A 16,291-nucleotide genomic window follows, 5' to 3' on the forward strand; every position below is an offset into this window, starting at 1 on the left:
GCAACCTTGCTGAAGCAGGCTTCAGTAGCAACGTTGTCGCTACCGGCCTCACCATCAGTGGCTTGGAAAGCCACTTTGTTCGGGCTACACACCGTCTTGAGGTTGCCGTATTTATCCGTTCGCACCGGCGCAGAGACGACATACTCTACCTTCGCGTGTCCTGGAAGTGTACCAACATAGCCCTTCATGTATCGGGACTCACCGTCCGCTCCGGACGGGACAGTCATGCCTGCATAAATACCGGCCCCCGGGCCAATCTCGTTAGGCCCTGGATTACGCCCGTTGACGAGTGTGGATCCAGGCCCAAAGCCTTCGAACTTAGCAGTGGGACCGGAAGCATTCACCCCATAGTGAGTATCCGTTGGTAGGTACTCCCAGAACGTGCCTCCCGAGCTGGCGTTAGCTGTGGTGTTTTCCACCGAAATGGTCCAGAAAGTACGGACCTCGCCGTTTACCGCCTTGGTCTCGGAGCGTTGCTTCTTCACTGCAATGTTGGATTGCAGCGCTGGCGGCGGCGGCACCAGATCGGAAGCAGCATCCGTGTTAAATGAAGCAGGCAGGTTGTTCATTATGTTGACCAACTCGAACGTCGGACTTTCGGAGTCCGGGTTACTGATTTTTAGCTCAAAACCCAGCTGATTCGCAGCCGAACTACCCGATCCAAACCCTAGGTTTCCATTGGAATAGGTCCATGCCTTGCCCCACGAGGCGGAGGGGTTGGAGATAGTGCGCCCGTCCAAAGTCTTGATTCCCGTGAGATCCCAGGTCTTGACTGCCCCGGTCTGAGTATCGATGCGTTCAAGAATCAGCTTGTCGCCGGCCTGAGATCTACTCTGGAAGCCCCACATGTACTTCTGGGCTTGAGGGAGCACCGCCCAGTCCTCCGAAAAAGACTGCTGGTTTCCGAACACGCGTTTAGCAGTGACATTATCGACATCGATTCTATAAAGGCGCCGAGTACCAGAGGTAGACGTGTTAGCCACGAAGAAACCCTCGCTGGTATACACGCCCGCGTTAAGCAGATCCCGGTCGCTGCTCGTTTCGAAAGGGGTACCGGTGCTTCCGGACGTAAGGATAGGCCCAAGGTTATGTACCACACCGGTCGCCGGATTAATCTGCAGGAGATGTCCTGCTGGGTAGCAAGGATCACCATTTTCGCCGCGAATCTGGCTCACCGCGTAGAGCCAGTTGTCGCTCGAATTGAATGCTAGAGAGTTATAAACCCATGGGGTCTTCTCGCCTACTTGCCGGTAATCGCGGCCCTGGTCGATCTGCCGGCGCAGGACAGAGGTATCGCGGGTCCGGCCTGCAGGCTCACTGGTCACAACGTAGACAGGGCTACCGTCAGCAAATTCAGCTGGGGTGAGCTCGCGCTTTGGCTGCCTGCTTGTAACCGGATCTTGGCACTCTTCTTTCGCAGGAACAGTGAAGGAAGCTGTAAACACTGTATTGTCTGGCCCGCGGTGAACACCCTTAAACTGAATCTGTGCGGTGCCACCAATAGTAATCTGCGGCAGGATGACTTGGTATTCCTTGGCGCTAATCCTTTTGTAGGTCACCTTCGCCTCATACCAACCTCCGTTGGCACCGGTGTAATAGATCGTCAGGTCATCAGGGTTAGTCGATAAATAACTGTTAACGCTGGATTTGAGGGTAACCACCGTGCCTTGCGGAATGGACAGCTGGCCGCCAAAAAGCTCACCGGACGGAATCTTAAAGTTCGGGATATATCGGCTTCCCTTAAGCACGTATCCATCGTTTACCATCGTGATGGTGCGGTCGCCTGCAGCGTACGGGGTAATGTTCGGCGCCGCCATCAGACGGGCTGGGGCCGCGTCAACGTCAGCAATATCAAGCGGCTCAGTCACCTCCGAAGGGGCTTCTAAGGCTTCGCTGGATTCAGGTGATGACGTGCTGGTAGTCTCCTCGGCTACTCCACGCACGTCGACGGACATCCCGCTCAGTTCGGATTCCTCTGCGACCGCTGGGATCTTCAGTGAGAAAGCTGCCCCTGCTGGCACGTCAGTAGAAAGGCCAGCGATTCGGAAAGTCACTGAAGAACTGGTTGATTTTACAACGAGGTTGTCTCCTTCGCGGACGGGGATCACTTCGCCGTCGATAGTCAGTGTGTAGGCCGAGCCGTCGAACTCCAGTCCTGCAGTCTCAACAGTGAATTCCAACTCCTCCACGGTTCCGGCGTCAACAAAGTGGCCTTCAAATGTTGCGGAGTCGCCAACAGTCAGGCTCAGTTGGTCTGCGGAATCAAGCTCGACACGCAACGCTGTGGTTTGTGCCTCGGCGACAGCGCCAATGAAACCTGGAAGAGCAGCCGGCGCAGCGACGCTAAAAACTAGGGCCAGCACTGCAGCGAACGCCCCTACGACGCGCCAGCGATACGCTACCGGCTCGACCAGATGAGAATCTGTCCAGGACATTACCGTCCCTCGCTTTCTGAATTCTTCCTACGGCTAAAGGCAATCATCACGAAACCAGTGGCAATCAATGCCAACGCTGCGGCTACTACACCGATTACCTGTGCACCGGTCATCGCCAATGAGCCACCATTGCCCGACGGCGTTACTGGGGTTGAGGTCTTACCGGCACTTGGAGTACCCGGCGGCGTTGTCTCGGGTTGGTGAGGTGGCTTCCCTGGTTTAGTCGGTGGATAGTTCGGAGGTGTTTGCGGGGTATCCGGGCGTGACGGCGGAGCGCTCGGAGCAGATGACGACGTGGGTGGCGTCGGCGTTTCACCCGGTTTGTGGGTCTTAGCCACGATTACTCCTGGTACTGGTTTCGGGTTATCTACCACCGTGTGGAATGGAACCGCCACCACAAACGGGTTTATCTCTCGGTAGGAATCATCCGGCGCTGTAGACGTCACCACATAGAAGCCATGAGCTAGACCATCAAACGTCACCTCGCCATTGGCATTGGTGACCAGATCCACGTGCACATCGGTGCGCCAATCACGAACCTCGTCGAGATTCGCGTTCCGTACGCGGGCTGCGTCGTCAGCGTTGGTCGGGTCCAAGCCGGCAAGCCGGTCCAGATGAATTGTGACACCTTGGATTTTTCCCGAGGGCGCCTGGCCATCGTCGTTGGGATTGCCTTGTGTCAGCCGGATTGTCACTGTATCCGTAGCCGAAGTGCGTTCCGCACCAGTGGACTGCTGCCCGGCAACCTGTACCGCACCCGCAGCAACCATGCCCGGCCCAGCGAACGCAATTGCACACGCTACTCCGACGGCAACCATTCGGGCCGACCAAGTATTTGTCAACCTCTTCATCGCCTTACTCCCGCACGCTACTTTCCTCACCAATAATTTCTTGCGCTCCGGCCGCCTTCTGCCGTCGCAGCCACCACACCAGCCAGCAACCAATGACAATCACCGCAGCCAACAGTGCGTACATCCACCATTGCCAACCCGGGCCGTGGGAGCCTTCAAATACCGACTCCTCCCCCGGCTCCATAGGAACCTGATGGCCACGTACCAACAAGCGATGTGTGTTGATCCCGTACGGGGTGCAGGTAATCAGCGTGACGTAATCCTGATCGGCGACTGGCCGTAGACCATCAACCTCACTCGGCAGAACCACTTGAATGCTGTCGACGACGTACTTCAATTTGTGGCCAGCAACCTGGATGTAGAACACGTCTCCCTCGGTGGCAGAGTCGAGGTGATCAAACATCGTCGAATTTGCCAGACCCGTATGCCCCGTAATGACGGAGTGGGTTCCTGATCCGCCTACCGGCAAATCAGAACCATATAAATGTCCCAGTCCACGCTGCAGTGTCTTATCTGCGGTGCCATGAAATACCGGAAGATCAACGTCTACCTCCGGGAACACGAGGCGGGCCATCGCTTCGGTCTCACCCAACTGCTTCAAATAAGCCTCATAGTCGGGATTGTCTACCCCGATACGGTTCAGCCACGGATCCAGAATCGGACCCGACGTATGCTCCTCGTTGTATGCATGCGCAGCATCCCAAACCGAATCCTGAACCTGCGCCGGTGTCTCTTTATCCAGTCGCGCATATTCCTGCGCCACCCTTGAGGCATTCCAATTGTTCCATGCGGTCGAGACCACTGGGTACAGCATCACCAACAACCCGACGACAACGACTACCGCCGGAAGGACTAGGCCTCCACGGCGCCTGTGCCGTCGGCCTGCATTTTGGCCTACCACCGTAGTCAACGACCCGCACCACCCAAAAGAATGTCCCACGCGCTAGCGCAGCGCGACCGGGATTACAACGAAAGAGAATGAAGGGGACTGAAGTCTATACCTAGCCCAGTCCCCTCACTGGGTCGAGCACCATATTTTGATTACCCGACCCGCAGCGCAGACCATCATGGACAGTCTGCGCCACCGGAACTACGCCCGGCTATTAGTTGCGCGCGGTACGACGAGCGAACCAAGCACGAGCAGCAACAATTGCTGCGCCAATAGCAGCCAGGATGCCCACACCGGCACCACCGGTCATCGGCAGGTTCGGGGTGTCGCGCTTGATGTTTTCAATTTCAGAAACAAGGGTGACGGCGTCGTCACCCTCGAGCTCACCAGTCTTCGCGATGTTCTCGCGGGTGAACTCAATTTCGGTAACAGGGTTTTCCGGCAGTGCGTAGCCCGCTGGAGCCTTGGTTTCCTTCAGACAGAACTTCTTGATGTCGGTGACCTGTGCGTTATCTGCGAAGTCGGTGACGTGCAGTCCGTCGATGGTGATGGTGCCGTCAGCACCGGTGGTCCACTTGTCCTGCTCCTTGACGGTCAACTTACCGCCCAGCTTATTTGCCGCGGTGCACTGGTATAGCTCGAACTCAGCACCTTCCAGGACCTTACCGTCCTCCTTGCCGTCCTTCTTCACAACCTTCAGCTTGCCGTGGTAGGTCACGACCTCATTGGTCTTGTTCTTGACCTCGTTGCCGGTGTTCGGGTTGTTGAAGATGACGTCAGCCTGGTTCTTCAGCTCAGTGGTGTCGCCCACTTCCTTGCGCTTGACCTCGAAGGTCAGAGACATCTTGTCACCGGACTTAACCTTGGCAAGGCCCTGGTCGGTAAGGGTTACGACAAGCTTGTTGCCGTTGGCCTTCGGGGCATTGACCGTGTAGTCACCCGCAGTGAGAACCGTATCGCCAGCCTTAACTTCAGTGACCTCCTGGAAATCAAGGCGCTTGTCCAGCTGATCCTCGAAGCGGAAGGCCGTCAAGCTCTTGCCCTCGCCCCAGGTCGGAGCATCCGCGTTGATGGTGTAGGTGTACGCGTCCTGGATGTTCTGATCTGCATCCTTGACAGTCTTCTTGGTCGTGGTTTTCGTGTTCTTCGGGTACGCGATGACGTCGTAGTTCCAGGCATCCGATGCCTCGTTAACCATCGGCACCGACACGATGAACGGAGCGCCGGCAACGATGCCGTCCGGAGCGTTAGTTTCCTCTACCAAGTAGATGCCCAAAGGCAGATCAGTGAAAGCTGCCTTGCCATCAGTGTCGGTGGTTTCTTCCTTGGTTTTCGCAGTCTTCTTGTCGTCCTTGACGTCAGCAGCCGACTTCGGGAACGCCGCCCAATCATCCTTCTGCAGGTCGTAATCGAGCTTGGTGATCTTGTAGGTCACGCCAGACAGAGCCTTACCCGGAACGCCTGCCATTTCCTTACCGGTAGCCTCAGTACCAGACTCAGCACCCTTCTTCTTGAAGAGGGTGATAGAGCCCTTTTGGTTGAAATTGATGTTTGCCTTGTTCACGGCGCCCTGCTCAGCAGCAGGCTGTGCATCGACAGCACCGTCTTGCGCCAGGGCCCCCGGAGCGGAGATACCCATAGAGAGGCCAACGACGGCAGCGAAAGTAACCGAACGAGCGGTACGAGAGATCTTGTTCACGGAAACTGGTCCTTTACACGAGTTCTGAAATGAGGCACCGCGCCTCATTGGCTGTGTGCAATCCATTCCCCACGGTTCACGCACCATGACCTGACTCGTTGCTAAGAATCTTTCGCCTGCGGAGAGTAGTTTTCAGGTGGAAACGTCTACACAGGCCCCAACCTTAACTAACGATAGCCTGTGGATTACATAACTAGATTCTACCCCAGCGTGTTGGGCAAAGTCCCCGACTAAAGCTCCTCCCCCGCAAAACCGGCTAAACTTCTCAAGAATCCGCACGGTCCACCCAAACGTGAAGACTCCTTCTGCAGTTCAACTAATGCTTTCGAGACGTCATCTAGTTTTGTGTGAAACTGAACACATTGCCCCTTTAAGGGGGTAAGCCTGCTCGATTTTACACCCGTTACATAGAATGCAAGCTTCACGCAGGAGAGTAGCTTCCCAGAGAGCACCTTCCAACGACGACGAAACGAACCATATATGCTGCCAATACCACCAGGCAGAACATCCCCTTTGATGACCCATAAAAGGAAGCGTCACCAAGAGCGCTCAAGGTACCCTGAACTCATTTAGATTCTCAGCCTTCAACAGCCCACGTACCAAAGAGTTAATAGCGTTAAGATTCCTGACAAGAGCTCTCTACGTACTCTGAGCCTCGTCGACAGCACGAAGAAGCGCCGCATAGGCACCGCCGCACGCAAGCAGCTCGGCGTGGGTGCCGCGCTCGACCACGCGGCCAGCGTCGAGGACGATGATCTGGTCGGCATCGCGGATAGTGGACAGGCGGTGGGCGATGACCAAGCGGGTAGCATCCGCGCCAAGCACTGCCTCCTGGATGGCGCGCTCCGTCTCGTTGTCGAGGGCGGAGGTGGCCTCATCCAAGATGAGCACCCGTGGTTGGCGCAGCAACGTGCGGGCAAGCGAAAGGCGCTGCTGCTCACCGCCGGAGAAGCGGTAGCCGCGCGAGCCCACCACTGTGTCCAGACCTTCCGGCAGCGCGGCGATGACCTCGTCCACGCGCGCGGCGTTAAGCGCCGCCCACATCTGTTCCTCACTCGCATTCGGCTGCGCGAAGAGGAGGTTCTCCCGCACCGTGCCGTGAATCAGGTAGGTCTCCTGGGAGACCACGCCAATGACCTCCGCGCGCTGCTCAGGTGGAATATCGCGCAGGTCGACCCCGCCCAGGTGCACGGTGCCTTCGGTCGGATCGGCAAGGCGCGCAAAAAGTGCGGCCACCGTGGACTTGCCGGACCCGGTATGCCCCACTAGCGCGGTGGTGGTGTGGGCGGGGATGGAAAGGGAGACGTCGGAAAGCGCGTCGGTGTCGGTGCCGGGGTAGCGGTAGGAGACGTGCTGGAGGGTGAGGGAGGCGTCGGCAAGCTGGGCGGGCTGGGTGGCCTCGGTGAGTTCGGGCTCCAGGTCCAGGTACTCGAAGATGCGGCTAAACAGCGCCATCGACGCCACCCACTGCGCGCCCACGTTGAGCAGGCCGGTAATGGGACGGAAGATCTGGGTCTGCAGGGTGGAAAAGGCGATGAGCGTGCCAATCGTAATGCCCGGGCGCAAGCCGGCCGCCAGGTAAATCAGGGCCGGCATCACGCCGAAGATGATTTGCGTCAGCGCCATGCGCCAGCGCCCGGCCAACTGCGATTCCAGCTCCAAACGGATGAGGGAGCGGGAGGTTTTCTCAAAGCCGTCATAGACGCGCTCCTGCGCACCCAGCGTGGCCGCCAGGCGCATGCCGGACACGGACAGGTTCTCCGAAATGGTCTGCTGCAGCGTCGCCTGCGCGCGGCTGTTTTTCTCCATGAGGCTGCGGCGCAGAACGGCGGCGCGGCGGGTCAGCCACACTGCAGGCGGCAGTACCACCAGGGACAAAAGCGAGAGGGTAGGCGAAAGCGCCACCATCGCCACCAACGTAGCCACAGTCATGGTGAGGTTGCTGGCCACGGATGTCGCGGTTGTGGTCACCATGCCGCGCATCGCCGCGATGTCATTGGTCAGGCGGGACTGGATTTCGCCGCCGCGGTTATTGGTGAAGAACTGCAGCGATTGGCGCTGCAGGTTGGCAAAGACCTGCGTGCGCAGCTCGTGCATGATGGTGTGCCCCACCCGCGCGGATAAAAAGGACTGGATAACGCCAATGGCTTGGGAGACCACGGTGATGGCCAGCATGCCGCCAACCAACCACAGAAGCAGTGCGGTGTCGTGGTTGGGAATGGCCTCATCCACGGTGCGGCGCACCAAGAAAGGCTGCACCACCGTCAGCCCAGAGGTCGCGATGATGAGCGCTACCACCACAAGCAGCGTGCCGCGGTGGGCTGCGAAAAGGCCGGCCACGCGGCGAAAGGCAATCGGGTGCTGGGCCAGCTGATCGACGTCCGCCGGGTCCTTCACCGCGGTGTGCATCGGCCGAGCCATGACCTAACCGCAGGAGACGATGGGCTGCGGGTCGTAGACCGTGGTGGTGGTTTCGCGCGAAATCTCGCGGCCGGAGAGGTCCTTAATAATGCGGGTATCCGAGGTAGTAAAGCCCGGCGCGCCTGACGACGGCGAGCAATCCTCACCCACCGACATACGGGTTGGCTGGGTAGTGGCCCAGCGACCGTTGTTGACAGACTCCACGTTGTAGGTCTTCACGCCCTTGAAGCGGACGGTGATCTTGCCGCCACCGAAGCTGGTCTCAATGCGGACCGGGGTGTTCGTGGTGTTCTTAAACTGCAGGTCGATAGCACCCTCGTACACGGTAGCCTCACGGCCCGCCGGGTAGCGTGAGATGTAGTATGAGTGCGGCGTGTGCGCCACATCTTCCATGCCAGCGAAGTAGGCAGCGTTGTACAACGTGGTGGCGAACTGCGAGATGCCGCCGCCCACTGCAGTACCGGAGTGGCCATCAATAATGATGCCGGATTCCACATAGCCCCGCGCAGTACCGCGCGGGCCGGTGTAGCCGTTAAGAGAGAAAGTCTCGCCCGGGCTGACAACAGCGCCGTTTACTTCCTCCGCCACGCGGCGGATGTTCTCACCCGAAGCGCCCGAAAAGCCACCGGTAGAAAACTCAGAAACAGTGTCGTTGAAGGTTGCCTTCTCCGCCATTTCCGTGGTGTACTCCGCCGGATCCGGCTTGTAGTCCGCATCCCAGGTGCGCTCGTCGCCCTTAACGCGCTTGTCGAAATCCTTCATGGTCTTCTCCCAGTCGATAATCGAGCCATCGACCGAAGGAGTCACGTTCATCTTGCTGCCGCTGAAGGAAATCTTGGCATTCTGGCCTGGCACCTGCGAGCCATCCATGTGCTCTTCAAACAACTGCTGCGCCTTCGGGGTATCCACCTTCAGTTCCAGCTTGCCGTCTTTTGCCTCGATGGAAACAAACTGCGCGATCTCATCCTTGCGCAGCGTGCCGGAGACATTGTTCTCACCGTTCAAGGTCAGCGGGTTATCCAAAGCCTTCGCGACGTCACCGGTGCGCATTGCTTCAATCGCGTCGTCGTTAATCGCCGGCTCCACAACAACAGGAGCCACCTCAACGCCGGCTGGGTCCAACCAGTTCTCCTTCACCGACTTCTTCAGATCCGCATCATCCACGGTCTGGCCAAGGACCGGCTTAGTTGCCTTCAGACCGCCGTTGTTTAGCTCCAGCATGCCGTCCTTCGGCTCGAAGGAAAGTTCCTTCTTTACCCGTTCCAAATTGCTGTCCAAAGCCGCTGCATCAACGTCCACGGTCACCGGGATTTCCTTGGTGGATTTCACGAAGCTGTACAGGCGGCTAAACGGATTATAGGAAGCATCAGGGATACCGTCCACGGCCTTTTGATAGTTCAAAAATAAGCCGGATTCATTCGGCACCAGCTGGGATGACTTTTCTCCAGAGGTGACCGAGACAGGCTTGGTCTCGACGTCGCCAAGCTCCCGCTCCAGCTTTTCAACCGCTGCGGTGCGCTCCATTCCGGAAATGTCGACGCCGCCAACCGACGTCGCGCGCGGGACCTTGCCCTGATTCGCAATTACATCCCACCCGTAGGCGATGCCTGCGATGAGGAGAAAGCCGACAATCACACCAAGTGTGATGCGCCAGCCTTTGCCAGTTTGCTTTCCTACTGCCTTTTTCACGCCTTAAAGACTATCGTTCAAGCTGAAACTTTCCTAGTAAGGTACTGATCAGCTCTTACTATTCGGGCAATTTTCCACCCGTAAGCCGCTGGGCGGAGGCTTGCAGCTGCGCATCGGTGAGCGTGCCGTCATCGAGTGCTGCTACCACCGCATCGACGGCCGCGGGGAATTCAGCATCCGTGGACCACAGTGGCATATCCGCGCCGCTAGCCAGCGCAGCCACCACCGCCTGCGGGACGTTCATGGTGTTTGCGATAGAGGCCATGCCGCCGATGTCATCGGTGTAGATGGGCCCGCCATAGTGCAGCTGCTCGCGCGCAAGCTGGTATGCCGCGGGATTGATGGAGGCGGGGGTTTGCCCGTCGCCCAGCCCCGGCACAACGAGGTGCCCCATCATGAGTCCCGCCGCAGGAGCCGCCGGGATCGCCTCCTGGAAAGGCACAAACTCGTGTCCGTAAAGCTCCTCCAGCGGCGGAGTCACGGCCTCGCCGAGATGGGTGTCGCCGGAAGCGCGGCCGTGACCTGGGAAGTGCTTGAATACAGCCTTTACTCCCGCCGATTCCAGGCCGCGGGCAAAAGCCGCGCCGTACTCACCGGCCAGCTTGGGGTCGGTGGAAAAGGAACGGTCGCCTACTACTTCGAGTTCGCCACCATCGACGTCGAGAACCGGCGCGAAGTCCACGTTGATGCCATGTTCTTTCAGTACGCGCCCGATCTCGGCACCCATCTGCTCGACTTCTTCTGGGCTATGCTCGGCGGCCATCTGCGCAGGTGCGGGATGCTCGCCGAGGATTTCAGAAAAGCGCTGTACACGCCCGCCTTCGAAATCAATAGAGACTTGGAAATCGCGGCCCACTGCCGCACGCAGGGCGTTAATGTCGCGTTCTGGCTCGCTGAGCAGCGCCGGGTCTGCCCAGCTGGGGATGAAGATTCCGCCGGCGCCGGCCTGCAGTTTGGCCAGCGCGTCGTCGTAGTTCACCGCGGGCGGCATGAGCACCGATGCGGCCAGCTGGCGGCGGTCCACGGGCACAGGCGCTTCCTCGCTGGGGGTTGTACTCGGCGCCGCGCTTGCCGACGCCGCACCAGGCGCCGAGCTCGACGCCGCGGGGTCCTGCGTGCTTTCCTGCTGCTCGCTATCGCAGGAAGCCAGGCCAAAACCAAGCCCAAGCGTAAGGACAGCGGCAGCCGCAGTGCGGGCCGAGAACATCGGGGAGGGGCAAAGTTCCATGCCTTCCAGTGTGCACGATTTCCAGCGATATGCCCGCGTAGGGGGTTAGTATGGCATCCATGAGTAACGGTGAGACGATGTTGATTGCTTACGACGGCTCCACTCGAGCAGCCCGCGCGATGGAGCACGCAGCCCGCCTGCTGCGCCCGCGCCACGTCGAGATTTTGACGGCGTGGGAGCCGACGGCCCGTCAGGCAGCGCGTGCAGTCAGCCGTACTGGCATGCACCAGTCCACGGTGGCGCCGGAAGCGGTGGAAGATGATCCGGCCTATGAGGAAGCGCTGCGGATTTGTAGGCAAGGAGTCGAGGTTGCAGAAAACCTGGGCCTTTCCGGCCGCGCCCACTTGGTGGAGTCGGTGACCACGATTGCCTCCGCTATTGTCGACGCCGCGCAAGAACTCGACGTCGATATCATCGTCACCGGCACCCGCGCGCTCAGCGGCTTCCGCGGCTGGTGGACCAACTCCACGGCCGAGCACATCGTGCGTAACGCTGGCCTTCCGGTCTTTATTGTTCCGCCCGAGCTGGACGACGACGCGGAGGAAGAAGATAGCTAAATTTCTAGCAGGTAGCTGCTAGGATGTGGGTTTATGGCACTCGAGACGGACTCCCTCAACAAGCGCACCCTCGGCCCCGCCGTGGGCAGCACCGTCGTGGGCATCGCCCTCGGCGTCATCACCATCATTGGCATCGCGCAGTTTTCTAATGCTGATGCAGTTCCGTCGGACGGTGCAGTTTCCGCTTCTGATGCCGTAATGGGCGGCCCGGAGTACGGCTCTAGGAACTAATGAATGCGCAGTCCCGCTGGCGCATAGGCGGGCTTTTAGCTCTCGCTGTTTTTGTATTTACCCAGCCCTTTGGCTTGGTTGCGGCGGATACCAAGCACGATCTCACCGCTAACCCCCTGGGCTTTCTACGCGGGGCGACCAGCGCCTATACCGAGGTCTTTACGCTCGGCCAGTTACAGAACCAGGCTTATGGTTATCTTTTCCCGCAGGGCCCGTTTTTTCTTCTTACCTCGCCGCTGCCGGATTGGGTAGCTCAGCGCTTGTGGTGGTTGCTCGTCCTAGGCGTGGGCTTTTGGGGCTTCCACCGGCTGATTTATGCGTCTCTTCCTCCGCAGTTCAGAGACCTTAGGCGGGAGGGCCTTAGGCGGGAGTTTTCGCCCGTCTGGCCTTTTCTTGCGGCCCTGCTTTACGCGCTTTCGCCCCGCGCGCTGACTACGATAGGCGCAATTTCCTCGGAGACCTGGCCGGTCATGCTGGCGCCATGGGCCATCCTGCCTTTCTTGCGCCGGGAGCTAACGTGGCGCTGCGCCGCGGCAGCAGTTTTGCCGGTGGCAGCGATGGGCGCGGTCAATGCCACCGCTACCCTCGCTGCGTGTGTTCCGGCAGTGGTGGTGCTTTTGTACCGCCGAGCCTGGCGTCCCGGCCTTGTGTGGCTGGCCGGCTGCGCGGCGGTTTCTTTGTGGTGGATAGTGCCGCTTTTGGTCCTGGGGCGCTACGCCCCGCCATTTACTGAGTTCATCGAGTCTTCCTATGTCACCACCCGCTGGCTAAACCTGCCGGAAATTCTCCGCGGCACCACCAGCTGGGCACCCTTCGTCGACACGGAGCGCGCGGCCGGATATGCACTGGCCACCCAGCCTTTCTTCGTACTGGTCACCATGACGGTGGCAGCAATTGGCCTCTACGGCCTAGCACGACTGCCGCGAGTCTGGCCGGTCATGGCCTGCGTGGGCATCGCTATCCTCGGCACCCACGCCGCCTGGTATCTCAACGCGCTCGACGGCCCGCTTGCCGCGCTAAGAAACCTCCACAAGTTCGATCCGCTCGTGCGCATCCCACTGCTGCTCGGTTTCGCCGTGGCAACCTCCGCCCTGCCCCTGCCGCGGGTGCGGGACGAGTGGTTGCGGCCGGGGCGTCGCCAAGCGGTGGCGGTGCTGGTGGCCGCCATTGCCTGCGCGTCCTTCTCACCCGCGTGGACTGGGCGCCTGCTTCCCAAGGGCGCCTACGAAAAGGTCCCGGAGTACTGGCACGAGGCCGCGGACTTCCTCAACACCCATGCCCAGGGCACGCGCACGCTGCTGTTCCCCGAGGCTTCTTTCGCGCGCCAAGACTGGGGTTGGACACGCGATGAGCCGGCACAGCCGCTTCTCGACGTCCCGTGGGCCGTCCGCGACGCCATCCCCCTCGTCCCACCAGAGGCCATCCGCGGGCTCGACGGAGTGGTGGCAGCCCTCCACGAAGATCCCGCCACTGGTAGCGCCACGCTGCGCCGCCTCGGCATCGGTGCGGTGCTGCTGCGCCACGACTTAGTCTCTACAGAGGGCGCGAACGGCCGCGATGACTCCCAGCTGGCGGCCTGGCGCGATGCTTCCTCCTACGGCGGGCAGGTCCACTCTTTCGGCCCTGATGACGAGGTGGAGGTCATCATCCTCCCGCATGCCGACGATGCCGTAGGCACGCTGACCTCCGCCAATCCCGTCCGCGTGGCCGGCGGCGGGGAGTCCCTGGCCTTCCTGGATGCCCATGGTGACGGTTCGGCTCCTGCCTACGAGCTCGTCGATCGTGACGCCGACATCGTCACCGATACGCCCACGCTGACCGACCGCAACTACGGCACCCTCGACGGGCCCATCTCCGCGCCTTTGGCCGAGGGAGATCCCTCGACGGTGAATAACCGCCTGCGCGACTACCCCTCCGCCGGGCCGCTGACAAAGGTGGTTTCGCACGGCGGCACAGTCCGCGCTTCTTCCTCGGCTGCCGACGCCGATGCCTTCGGCGGTGCCAATCCCGCGCGCTCGCGCACCGCTGCTGTTGACGGCGAAAATTCCCCCGCCTGGTGGCCCGCCCCCGGCGATACCGGCTGGCTGGAGCTAAACAAGGACCCGAATACGCCGGCGTGGCACGCGCCGGTGGTCAAGCTCATGGCCACTGCCCACACCGAGGTCACCGTGCGCTCGGGAAGCGCGAAGGTCAAGGTTAAACTCAAGCCCTACCGCTCCCGCGAAGTGCGCGTGCCGGGTGGGGATACCCGCAGCATCCGCATCGATCTTTCCGAGCGCGTGGGCATCGCCAACGCGCAGGTCGTGGGCTCCCCCATCGAGCGCGTGGTCACCGTTCCGGCGACTTCCCCAGACGTCCACCAGTTCTTCTTCCAGCAGCTAGCTCAGGACACCCGTATCCTCATCCGTGACTTCACGGTGCCCCGCACCATGCGGTTGGAGCTGGATGCCCGCAAGCCCGTGCTTATCGACGGTGTGCGTTATAACCCCGGTGCGCACCTCACCCTCCGCTCCGGCACCCACCGCGTGCGCAGCACCGGCGGATGGATCAGCCTGCGCGAGGTGGGCTGGTCACCGGCCGCCGCCAGCAAACGAACCTCCGGCACCATCGAAGCCACGGGGCAGGACCGGCTGCTTATCACCGGCAATGCGTTTAACCCCGGCCTGCAGGGCCACCTCGATTCGGAGGCCGGCAGCATCGACCTCGCGCCGCGAGAGATCAACGCTTCCCTCCAGGCTTTTGTTATTCCCGCAGGCAGAAGCGGTAGCTTCCGCATGAGCTTTGCCGCGGCGCGTACCTATAAGGCCGCGCTTGGCTTAGGCGGCGCGCTGGCCCTGCTGACCGTGGCCGGCTGCCTGCTTTCTCTTCGCCGCCGCCCCACCGCGCCGTGGCAGCCAGACGATGGCCGCGGCGCCCACATTCTCGCTGCAGTATGCGGCCTGGGTACGCTCAGCCTGCTCGGCCTGCCCGCCGTCCTCGCGGGTGTTGCTGCGTGGGTGGTGTTGAGATGGACGTCGCTAAGCGCTGCTCCTTTAGCCGCCGCCCTGACGGCGGCGGCCGGGACCATGCTTGCCCGCGCTCCGTGGGCCAGCGGCAGCTATGCCGGCGATTCGGTCCTCGTGACCTGCTTGTGCGCGGCCTCGCTAGCCTGCGTCCTGTGGCCCAGCCGCCGCGCGAACTGACCAACCAACCGCTTGCCGGGTTCTTCCACCACGGCGTAGCTAGCGGCCGAAACCAGCAGGCTGCCCGCCACCGTCACCGCGAAGACCACGCAGAAGTCCATGACCTTGCCCGAAAACAGCGGCACTCCCAGCAATGGAAAGACCACCGACAACACCGCAACGTGCCACAAAAACAGCGAGTAGGACCAACGCCCCAAAGCCTGCCCCCACTGGCTGCTCAGCAGCGAAGACTCCCGTGGGGCCAAAGCCACAGGCGCCATCACGCACACCGCAAAGACCGCGCCCACCATGATGCGTCGCGCGAACTCCCCTGGCTCCGGATGCGCCAAACCCCGCGGGCCAAACCCCTCGCGGCTAGCCAGCCACAGGCAACCACACGCCACCAGCCACCACGCCCACCGCATCCGCAGCGCACGTTTTAGCCACCCAGGAAACTGCCCGCGCGCAGTTTCTGCTTCAGCCAGCAGCATCCCGACTGCAAACCACGAGGCATACGCCGGCGGCCAAATCTGCGAATTCACGTCCCCCTTGGCGTAATCAGCCACGAAGGGAACAAAGCCCCAGCCCCAGCTCAGTACCGCCGCCACGGCAATGGCCCACGCCCTGCGCCGCCGCGACCATCCGCGCATCACCGCCGCCAGCAGCGGCAGCACCAGATAAAACGCGAACTCCACACACAGCGACCACAGTTGCGTAAGCCCCGGCGCCAAACCGTCGACTACATAAATCTGCGTGCCCGTTAGGTTGCTGAATAGCTGGGTAGCGGTGGCGGAATGGGCGTCGGGAAGCAGTGCGAAGACCAGCACCACACACACCAGATACGCAGGCGCCAGGCGTCCCACGCGGGACCACGCATAATCCCGCGGGCTGTGCAGGGCGCGCCGGCGCCACAGCAGGAAAGCGCTCAGCGCAAAGAACACCGAAACGAAGTAATCGAAACGCTCCGCAATCCCCCAACCGGTGCCCGTTTGAAAGGAGACATGCGTGACCACAATTCCCAAAGCGGCGCAGCCTCGCATACCATCCAACTCAGAAATATGGCGGGGTAGGCTCTTTAAGGAAGAATGGGAAGCCACACTAATTTTCCTTCCTCCTCATAATGCACGGCG

The 16,291-nt window shown here is 60.7% G+C and carries 11 protein-coding genes; 3 read left to right on the plus strand and 8 right to left on the minus strand.

What is annotated here, in order from left to right:
• The 7 genes from HMPREF2724_RS10545 to HMPREF2724_RS10570 form a co-directional block, all read right to left on the minus strand.
• A partial coding sequence (locus HMPREF2724_RS10545) for a DUF6923 family protein (protein WP_070588535.1) occupies window positions 1–2,435 on the minus strand: 2,435 nt, incomplete at its 3' end.
• Window positions 2,435–3,286, minus strand: coding sequence for an isopeptide-forming domain-containing protein (locus HMPREF2724_RS12475; RefSeq protein ID WP_082787656.1), 852 nt, complete (start codon window positions 3,284–3,286; stop codon window positions 2,435–2,437). The genes HMPREF2724_RS10545 and HMPREF2724_RS12475, both read right to left, overlap by 1 nt.
• A gap of 4 nt (window positions 3,287–3,290) precedes the next feature.
• Window positions 3,291–4,196 (minus strand): class C sortase, encoded by a 906-nt coding sequence (locus HMPREF2724_RS10550; RefSeq protein ID WP_235591237.1) that lies wholly within the window; start codon window positions 4,194–4,196, stop codon window positions 3,291–3,293.
• A gap of 193 nt (window positions 4,197–4,389) precedes the next feature.
• A complete protein-coding gene (locus tag HMPREF2724_RS10555; protein ID WP_070588536.1) occupies window positions 4,390–5,874 on the minus strand; it encodes a SpaH/EbpB family LPXTG-anchored major pilin in 1,485 nt (494 codons plus the stop codon).
• A 639-nt stretch (window positions 5,875–6,513) separates the two neighbouring features.
• Window positions 6,514–8,295 carry an ABC transporter ATP-binding protein gene (locus HMPREF2724_RS10560; protein ID WP_070588537.1) on the minus strand — a complete coding sequence of 594 codons (1,782 nt, stop codon included), beginning with the start codon at window positions 8,293–8,295 and terminating at the stop codon, window positions 6,514–6,516.
• 3 nt (window positions 8,296–8,298) lie between these two features.
• Entirely contained in the window at window positions 8,299–9,984 is a 1,686-nt protein-coding gene (locus HMPREF2724_RS10565; protein ID WP_210386702.1) for a VanW family protein, read from the minus strand.
• 58 nt (window positions 9,985–10,042) lie between these two features.
• Window positions 10,043–11,212, minus strand: a complete 1,170-nt coding sequence (locus tag HMPREF2724_RS10570) for a glycoside hydrolase family 3 N-terminal domain-containing protein (protein WP_246818250.1) — start codon at window positions 11,210–11,212, stop codon at window positions 10,043–10,045.
• A 59-nt stretch (window positions 11,213–11,271) separates the two neighbouring features.
• Here HMPREF2724_RS10570 and HMPREF2724_RS10575 point away from each other — a divergent pair, with 59 nt between their 5' ends.
• Genes HMPREF2724_RS10575 through HMPREF2724_RS10585 form a run of 3 tightly spaced genes read left to right on the plus strand, consistent with a single transcriptional unit; the run spans window position 11,272 to window position 15,182 of the window.
• A complete protein-coding gene (locus HMPREF2724_RS10575; RefSeq protein WP_070588570.1) occupies window positions 11,272–11,769 on the plus strand; it encodes a universal stress protein in 498 nt (165 codons plus the stop codon).
• Between the two features lie 33 nt (window positions 11,770–11,802).
• On the plus strand, window positions 11,803–12,000 hold the full coding sequence (locus tag HMPREF2724_RS10580) for a DUF2613 domain-containing protein (protein WP_061924980.1): 198 nt from the start codon (window positions 11,803–11,805) through the stop codon (window positions 11,998–12,000).
• Window positions 12,000–15,182 carry an alpha-(1->3)-arabinofuranosyltransferase domain-containing protein gene (locus HMPREF2724_RS10585; protein WP_070588539.1) on the plus strand — a complete coding sequence of 1,061 codons (3,183 nt, stop codon included), beginning with the start codon at window positions 12,000–12,002 and terminating at the stop codon, window positions 15,180–15,182. Before HMPREF2724_RS10580 ends, HMPREF2724_RS10585 begins: the two co-directional genes overlap by 1 nt.
• Here the strand turns inward: HMPREF2724_RS10585 and HMPREF2724_RS10590 are convergent.
• Window positions 15,098–16,258, minus strand: a complete 1,161-nt coding sequence (locus HMPREF2724_RS10590; protein ID WP_305764398.1) for an acyltransferase family protein — start codon at window positions 16,256–16,258, stop codon at window positions 15,098–15,100. The genes HMPREF2724_RS10585 and HMPREF2724_RS10590 overlap by 85 nt on opposite strands.
• Window positions 16,259–16,291 lie beyond the last annotated feature (33 nt).

The organism is Corynebacterium sp. HMSC071F07 (genome assembly GCF_001810285.1).
Classification (GTDB): Bacteria; Actinomycetota; Actinomycetes; order Mycobacteriales; family Mycobacteriaceae; genus Corynebacterium; species Corynebacterium simulans.